This window comes from Microcystis sp. M53598_WE2 (assembly GCF_030067735.1).
GTDB classification, from domain to species: domain Bacteria; phylum Cyanobacteriota; class Cyanobacteriia; order Cyanobacteriales; family Microcystaceae; genus Microcystis; species Microcystis aeruginosa.
Genome location: NZ_JASJFE010000227.1, coordinates 1 through 7,264, shown reverse-complemented (window position 1 = coordinate 7,264; position 7,264 = coordinate 1). Strand labels below are relative to the sequence as shown.

The following is a 7,264-nucleotide window of genomic DNA, read 5'->3' as shown; positions in this document are numbered from 1 at the left end:
AACTGCCCCGTTCTACTAAAAGTTCTAAAAATTTTCCGTATTTTTCTTTAAATTCTAAGAGCAATTTTTCCGCATCTAATGCCCTAACTTTTAAGTTGGGTAAGTCTTTTACAGGTGATGCTTGATCGCTAACTTCTGTTTGCAATACATCCCCTAAAGAATGAGCAGGATCGGTTGAGATTAACAGGATTTGTTCCTCGGGAAATAATTTAGCCCAACGGCGAGCAAATCCACAGGAAAGGGTGGTTTTTCCCACTCCTCCTTTGCCACTAAACATAACTAAATGTCGAGTGTCATAACGACTTAGAGAGTTATTTACCAAGTTAAAGTTAGTCATAGAGAAATCAAGTTAAGTAAAGTGATAGGGGGGAGAAACTTGTCCTAATTGTAATTCCCAACGGGGGCAGGCTTTCTGCCAATGCAAGACTTGCTCGATTAGTAAAGGTTCTTCTTGAAAATCAACTAAAAGATAAATTCGTGATTCTGTCCCTGGAGCAGTAATAATTCTCGTTGATGGATAGCTTTGGGTGATTAAATTCACGAGATTTTGCCATTCCGAACCTTGCAAAGTATAAAAATCTTGTTGGGCTTCATAAAGCTGTTTTTTGGCTAAAAAATATTGTCTGCCCTTGCTTTCAGAAAAGAGTACAGGCTCCTCTGGCTTACGGGGAATACATTTTAAAAGATATTCTCCTTTTCCCTCAAGTTCTTCAATTTTTTCTTGATATTCTTGGCCATGAGAACAAAGATGAGTCAGTAAATTTTCTGCCTCTAAAAAAGATGTGCCAAAACGTAAGGGTAAAATAGTGGTTTGTTGAAATAATTGACAGATGACTCGATCATGACATAAAACCGATTGAATCAAGCGTTCATCATCATTTTGTAAAGTGTCTAAACCAACTTCGGGTTCGACTACCGCCGAGAGAGAGCCAACAGTTATCAGTAACAATGGGTTAGCCATTCCAACGGGTAGTGTTAGGCTTTCTATGGGGGTTTTCAAAAAAGCGTAAGTATATAGATTGTACAATTTCATAGGGTTGACCGAAAGAAAATTGACGATTTTTTACAAGTTTTTATATTGGGGCGTTGATATGCTAGAATATTCTAAGTTATTCAGGGATTGTTATGACAACCACTCGTCCACCCAGACCAATTAGATCTAAAATTAGCACCATGCCTCGGAAACAATCTGAAGCAGATCACCAACTTGAGCTTTATAAGTTAATTACTGAAAAACAACGTATCCAAGAAAAATTAGAAATGATGGAGCGGCAGATTCAGCAATTAAAAAATCGTCTCACGTTTGTGACAGAGCAAATTGAGACTACAGAACAAAGTATTCAAAATTTGCGTACAGCCAACCCTCCTAGTGTAGCTAAAAAACCTGATTCCCCCAAAACTGTTGCTCACTCCTCTAATAATTCCAGTAATTTCCAAACTTTTTACCTAGAATATTAAGGCTTAACCAAGGGCTAGTTCTGACCAAGCTTCAACGAGTTCTTGAGCTTGTCAAATCCGCCCTTACTAAGCTTACAATTTGTGATTTTGTTCATGATCTATGTGGTGGGAAAGATTGCAAGTTTAGAGAGAAGATTCAGATTCGTTTTCTGCCTCTTCTTCTTCTTCTAAGGCTTGAATTTTTAATAAAAGTTCTTCTTCCTGAATTTCAAACTCCTCCTCAGAAATGTTGCCCATATCGTAAGATAGTTGTAAGGATAATAACAATTTGTGCAAATTTTCCGCCTCATCATATTCTATATCTGCACGCTCTTGAATTTTCTCCCCAATCCAGATCAGACCCCCAATAGGACCGGTAACAGGAAGAAATAAAAGATCGAGAAACATAACTAATACTCTCCTTAGACAAGTTGGGCAAAGGTATAGGGTGCGGTTAAATTGTTATAGCGAATTCTTAGGCGATCACCAAACTGCTGATCGATCGCTTCAACGTTTTGGCTAAATTCCGGCTCTTGCTCCCAGGGAATTAAATAAGCTGCATTGTAAATCATGTCATCCGTCATCGGATCGCTTTCAATCACCTCTTGGGCGCGATGATTTAATTGATCTCTAAAGACTTGAATAATGTCTTGTTTCCGTTGCAATACAGTGGCTTCAATGAGTTGACCTATATGGATAATTTCTTCCATATTTAAGTTTTTCCCCATCATCGCATCCCGTTCTTGCTTTAACTTAGGATTAGACTCCAAAGCCGCTTGTAATTCCCACTGATTATCCCAAAAAATCTTAATGCTAACCTCTCGTTGGCCTGACAGTTTAGCAAATAATTCTTTCAGTTGGGTTTTATAGGGACTAATTAATTGTTCGGTGACGGATTCCCAGGTTTTGATAACTAAGCCAAACCGCAGGGGCAACAACGTTGTAAACCCTGCTTCCATGACAGTTTCTAATACTTTTTCATGGCAAATTAAATAGCGACGGGATGCCAAATACTTCTCTTTATGAGCAGCGGAGTAGAGAAAACTAAAACCCTCAATCATCTCACTGTGAACTGGCTCATTATCAATCCCTTGCAAAACGAGTCCGTCAGGAACTGGTTCGGGAAATATTCCATATAAATAAAGACCCACTGTCATCAGTATTCTCCCAAATTAAACCGGCTGAGAAGTTAAAACCAAACGAAGCTTTAGATGAATTAAATCTAGTTGAGCTAAACCCAGATCAACATTTCCTTCCACAACAACCCCTGTATTGAGGAGTCGATCCACTAATTCTAACACAGAAGGCTTAATACCCTCCTCTCCCGGGTAATAACTCCCTGCTTCCGGTAAAAGAGTTCCAAACTCTCCTAAGTGGACATTTAACTCTTCTGGCTCAACCTCAAAAATTTCACACAAATAGAGAATTTGTTCTTGCAATTTTTGGATACTTTCTGCGGCTCTATCTAAATCAGACTCACTGAGAACCCCTTTTTCCATCCGGCGAATGATTTGGGCTTCGAGCAATTGGCGTACCAGTTCCACGACAGTTAACAGTAAAGGGGCTAAACCAGCTTGGCTATTACTTTCTGGACGGGTCAGCAAGGCTTGATTATCAGAATCGTAAGGTGTGCAAGCAAGTGTCATGGTGGGAATTGGTAAATGAGCAGTTTTTGACGGTGAGTCTCTAGTGGGGAGCTTGGCCAAGAAATTTTATCTGAGGGAAAATAATGATTTGACATACCCCACGCCGTAAACGGACGTGGATTCTTCTCGCATCACTGCTGTGAATTTCTGGCTCAACGAGTCCACTTGAATTAGATTCCTAGCGAAATCCTACCCAGAGGTGGTTCTCTCCTCAGACTTTCGCGACCTTACAGAAGCCTGTTTTCGGGGGACCCTACGATACAGTTCAAAACCTCTAAAATAATTGGTTTCTCTGGTACTTGACCCTGAGAGCTTTTACCTATAGGAGCATTCCCCTAGAGAACCCCATAACTTTAGTTTTCAAGGTGCGTTCATCGGTTGATGACTGGGTTTTTTAAGCGGTTGCTTACCCGGCCCCCTACTCTTGAGATCATAACATAAAGTCGCCCTAAAAGGGCGAGGCTTTCAACACAATTTTTCGGTAAACTTCTTTACCGTTTGAGGATTCAATTGAGGAATTTCAATGTATATAAGGAATGTGCCTGCTCGTTCGGACTGGTATCACGGCTCTCCATTGCACTCAATTTGGCTAAGGATTTTAAGGCTTGAAGTCGGCGTGAAAGTTCCAGGTTTTCTGTTAATAAAGCTTGGCATTGGCTAGGGAGGTGGGGATAACCTTGGCACCCATCAATTGCCATTTCCCTTGCTTTATCAAGAGGGGCAACCGTCAACTCGTGTAAATTTCCTAACCTTTGAGGATTCAAGTGAGGAATTTCACGCATCTGAGGAATGTGCTTCATCGTTCGGACTGGTATCATGGCTCTCCATTGCACTCAATTGGGTTAAGGATTTTAAGGTTTCAAGCTCAGTTTCTAGGGTTTGGAGTCGGAGTGAAAGTTCCCGATTTTCTGCTAGTAAAGCTTGGGATTGGCTATGGAGGTAGGGGTCTCCTTCCCACCAGTTGATCCCCATTTCCCTGGCTTTATCAACAGAGGCAATTAACAAACGAATGCGGATATTTATAAGTTCAGTGGAGGCGATCGAAACGGAAATATCGCCGGCAATCACAATTCCTTTATCTAAAACTCGTTCGAGTATATCCGCTAAACTCGAACCTTGAGTTGCTGTTTTTAGGGAGTTGCTTGACTGGTTTTTGAGCGAGCCAGCAAAAGTGGAAGAAGTCACGGTTGGTTTCACTCAATAAGAGTATAAAATTAGTCTTTTCGCTGGGGCAAGTTGCCTCGCAGTAAAGATTGAATGGCTTTTAACGACTGATTTCCTGTCGAAGGCTCAGAAGTTGACACTTGGGCATCGGAAGGCTCCTCTTCCTCTAGAAAGGATAAGGATTCTAACGGATTGTCCTCGAGGATTTCCCATAAAATCGCTCTTGACTTATCAACAGATAAATTTGTGCGTGACAAAAGAACATCGGCGCAGATATCACGGAAGTCCGAGTCAGCGGAGTTGGCCGCAATATCGTGAGAGGCGCAGACTTTAGCAATCATTAAACAAGAGCGCAAACCCGACGTTTTTTCAGTCGCAGTTTTCAAACGAAAGGTTTTGACGAGGTTGACAATAAATAAAGCATCTTCTCGACCAATTCCCGTTTTTTGAGCAAGAATTTCTGTCTGAGTTAGTTGGTCTGGTTCAGGCATATTGATAGTTACCAACCGATCCATTAAAGCATCTTGGGTGGCATGAACCCCACAGTATTCTTCTGGGTTGGAGGTGAAAATTGCCCGAAATTGGGAATTGACTTGTAGGTAATCGGGTTGATGGCTAGTGGGCGGCAGGGTGAGAATTTTTTCTTCCAAGGCAGAGAGTAAAACGTTGTTGACCTCAGGTCGAGAACGATTGAACTCATCATAAACTAGGGTAAACCCCTCGCGACAGGCCATTGTTAAGCGAGAATCCACCCAATTGTGTTTTAGCTCGTCTTCAACTTTGAGAACGCTGTGGATATAGTTATCCATCAGTTTTTTATGGGTATAACCAGACTGGCTACCAATTAAATCGGAACTGGTAAAGTCATCATCGCCAAAGATTAGCATCACAGGTCTGGCTAAACAATTGGCCAGGTGCATTGCCAAGGTGGTTTTTCCCGTTCCTGCTGGGCCACATAGATGAATGGAAAAACCAGAGTTTAGATAACGTAAGGCGCGGGTGGCAATTTGATCAATCGAAGGCGTAACAACAAATTGACCAGGGCGGAGGCTGAGGACGGCTCTTCTTGTTTGAGTTTCAGTAACTGTCATAGTTGAAATCTAGTAAATACCATTGATAATCCCCGCCTGAAGCGTACGGGTATTCTTGAGCTAACAACTGCTGGTTCAGGTTTCCCCTTAATAACCGAGTAGGCAAGGACGCTTGTGTTACCCGAATTTTACGGCAAGTTTAATCGTCTTTGGCTTTTAAGGCTTACCTCATAATAATATCACAAAAAATTAGGAACTGTCATCAATTAGGTCTAGAACCTTGATTCTGAAGGTATTTCAGGATATTCCTTAGTCTAAGGGTCTAAAATTCTTGTCTAGATTACTTTTCAAGACTTAAACAATGACAAGCCCAGATGCAGTCCTTTTCCCTTACCTCCTTTGTCAATAAAAGACTACTAATGACAACATTAACTATAAACTAAGTGAAGTTTTGTAATACTTCTTAATTTACCAGAGCCCTAGATCAGCCTGAAGGGGAACCCACCACTCCTACGTTGAGTCTAGAAACTTGAAAAGGCAGGACTAGCTAGGTTTAAAACCAAAGGCTTATTGTTGTATTTTCAGATAGTCCTCTAGTTTAGCCAGGAAAAGGGACTAGAGGGTTTTTACTCTAGCCCTAGGCTTAAGTGGGTTGTAATTAACCTAGAGATTTATTTGCCAAAAACGTAGATAGACAAATCTTGACGAAATTGACGCAATTCGTCTTTTAGCTGTTTCGCTTCAGCTAAACGTCGTTCTTGAAATTGACTTAAATCATCCTTCACCTGTTTAGCTCGATCTAGATGAAGTTGGCGTAAGTCGTCCTCTAGCTGTTTCGCTGCCGCTAAACGCTGTTCTTGGAATTGACTTAAATCCTCTTTCAGCTGTTTAGCTCGATCTAGATGCTGTTGACGTAAGTCGTTCTCCAGCTGTTTTGCTGCTGCTAAACGTTGTTCTTGGAATTGACTTAAATCGTCCTTTAGCTGTTTGGCTCGATCTAGACGCTGTTGACGTAAGTCGTTGTCTAGCCGTTTGGCTTCCGCTAAACGTTGTTCTTGAAATTGACGTAAATCCTCTTTTTGCTTTTCCGCTTGAGCTAAACGCTGTTTTTGGGTAGCTGTTAAGAACAAGTGGCTTTCCTGTTGAACTTTTTGGAAAGATTGGCGCAAAGCAGCTGCCTGTTCTTGCGCTTGTTTTTGTCTTTCAGTTTTGACATCCAACAGAAAAGATTGTACTTCTCGCGAGAGTTTAGCTACTTCTTCAGCAATCGATAAACGCTCCTGGCGGAACTGTTCCATGAGAGCAGGCATGGGGTTGTCCTCAATTACTAAATACTATGGAATGGATTTGACCCAATCACCCGTTAGAAAAACCTTCACGGAGACTGGGGGGAGAGACAGCAGATTTCGACTTTTCTTATCATCCCAAAGTTGAGGTAGGGGACTACCCCAGACTGAGGGGCGCAACCTCCCACCCCCAAAATGGCTTTCTACTCAGAAAAATAGTCAGCTTTACATTCTGGCGATAGACGGTAAACCTAGCTACAAAGGTCAAAATCACGGTTACAAAAATAACTTGTATGGGTCTAGCTTTGTTTTTGCTATCCGTTGCCGTGCCAACCTTGTCAATCATAGACCATTGCGCCCCAAGAGAGGGGTAACTAGACTCAATAGGGATTTAAAGAAAAGCCGATGATCTGGAAAACCCAGTCGGGTTTTCACTCAGCAGATAGGAAAATCTGGGATCAATCCTTAAGCAGGAACCGCCGCAGATTGAGTCAGACCAACGGCTTCAGCATATTTGAGGTAGGTTTCAACCGAAGCGATAACTACACGAGCTTCAATCGCTAATAATTCGATGCCCACCAGAGAGACGCGAGCCCAAGCATCAATAACGATACCTTTGTCAAGGATACGATCAATAACTTCAGCCAAGCTAGAGGAAGAGTTAGTTTTTTCAACTGCCATGGTAATAGACCTTTTTGTT

The 7,264-nt window shown here is 41.7% G+C and carries 11 protein-coding genes; 1 reads left to right on the top strand and 10 read right to left on the bottom strand.

Translation table 11 applies throughout. The features are described 5' to 3' along the window. Together PX636_RS04800 and PX636_RS04795 are read right to left on the bottom strand one after the other, a co-directional pair. The coding region (locus tag PX636_RS04800) for an ArsA family ATPase (RefSeq protein WP_288116364.1) at positions 1 to 337 on the bottom strand (337 nt) is incomplete at its 3' end. 12 nt (positions 338 to 349) lie between these two features. Further along, positions 350 to 1,033, bottom strand: a complete 684-nt coding sequence (locus tag PX636_RS04795) for a GvpL/GvpF family gas vesicle protein (protein ID WP_288116363.1) — start codon at positions 1,031 to 1,033, stop codon at positions 350 to 352. A gap of 92 nt (positions 1,034 to 1,125) precedes the next feature. Between PX636_RS04795 and PX636_RS04790 the strand changes: the two genes are divergently transcribed. Next, positions 1,126 to 1,458: a gas vesicle protein gene (locus tag PX636_RS04790; protein WP_002758520.1), complete on the top strand. Its 333-nt coding sequence runs from the start codon at positions 1,126 to 1,128 to the stop codon at positions 1,456 to 1,458. 123 nt (positions 1,459 to 1,581) lie between these two features. Here PX636_RS04790 and PX636_RS04785 read toward each other — a convergent pair whose 3' ends face one another. The 8 genes from PX636_RS04785 to gvpA all read right to left on the bottom strand — a co-directional run. After that, positions 1,582 to 1,845, bottom strand: a complete 264-nt coding sequence (locus tag PX636_RS04785; RefSeq protein WP_002796986.1) for a gas vesicle protein GvpG — start codon at positions 1,843 to 1,845, stop codon at positions 1,582 to 1,584. Positions 1,846 to 1,859: 14 nt separating this feature from the next. Continuing rightward, positions 1,860 to 2,594 carry a gas vesicle protein GvpF gene (gvpF, locus tag PX636_RS04780; RefSeq protein WP_002796984.1) on the bottom strand — a complete coding sequence of 245 codons (735 nt, stop codon included), beginning with the start codon at positions 2,592 to 2,594 and terminating at the stop codon, positions 1,860 to 1,862. Positions 2,595 to 2,609: 15 nt separating this feature from the next. After that, entirely contained in the window at positions 2,610 to 3,083 is a 474-nt protein-coding gene (locus tag PX636_RS04775; RefSeq protein ID WP_002758523.1) for a gas vesicle protein K, read from the bottom strand. 506 nt (positions 3,084 to 3,589) lie between these two features. Beyond that, positions 3,590 to 3,901, bottom strand: coding sequence for a hypothetical protein (locus tag PX636_RS04770; RefSeq protein ID WP_012266565.1), 312 nt, complete (start codon positions 3,899 to 3,901; stop codon positions 3,590 to 3,592). Then, on the bottom strand, positions 3,858 to 4,268 hold the full coding sequence (locus PX636_RS04765) for a gas vesicle protein (RefSeq protein WP_288116361.1): 411 nt from the start codon (positions 4,266 to 4,268) through the stop codon (positions 3,858 to 3,860). The genes PX636_RS04770 and PX636_RS04765 overlap by 44 nt, the downstream gene beginning before the upstream one ends. A 29-nt stretch (positions 4,269 to 4,297) precedes the next feature. Next, the gene (gvpN, locus tag PX636_RS04760; RefSeq protein ID WP_288116360.1) at positions 4,298 to 5,338 is read right to left on the bottom strand and encodes a gas vesicle protein GvpN; all 1,041 of its coding nucleotides are present in this window, start codon (positions 5,336 to 5,338) and stop codon (positions 4,298 to 4,300) included. A 611-nt stretch (positions 5,339 to 5,949) separates the two neighbouring features. Next, positions 5,950 to 6,588 carry a gas vesicle protein GvpC gene (gvpC, locus tag PX636_RS04755; protein ID WP_288116359.1) on the bottom strand — a complete coding sequence of 213 codons (639 nt, stop codon included), beginning with the start codon at positions 6,586 to 6,588 and terminating at the stop codon, positions 5,950 to 5,952. 441 nt (positions 6,589 to 7,029) lie between these two features. After that, positions 7,030 to 7,264: gas vesicle structural protein GvpA (gene gvpA, locus PX636_RS04750; protein WP_502882844.1), on the bottom strand; the 235-nt coding region annotated here is incomplete at its 5' end.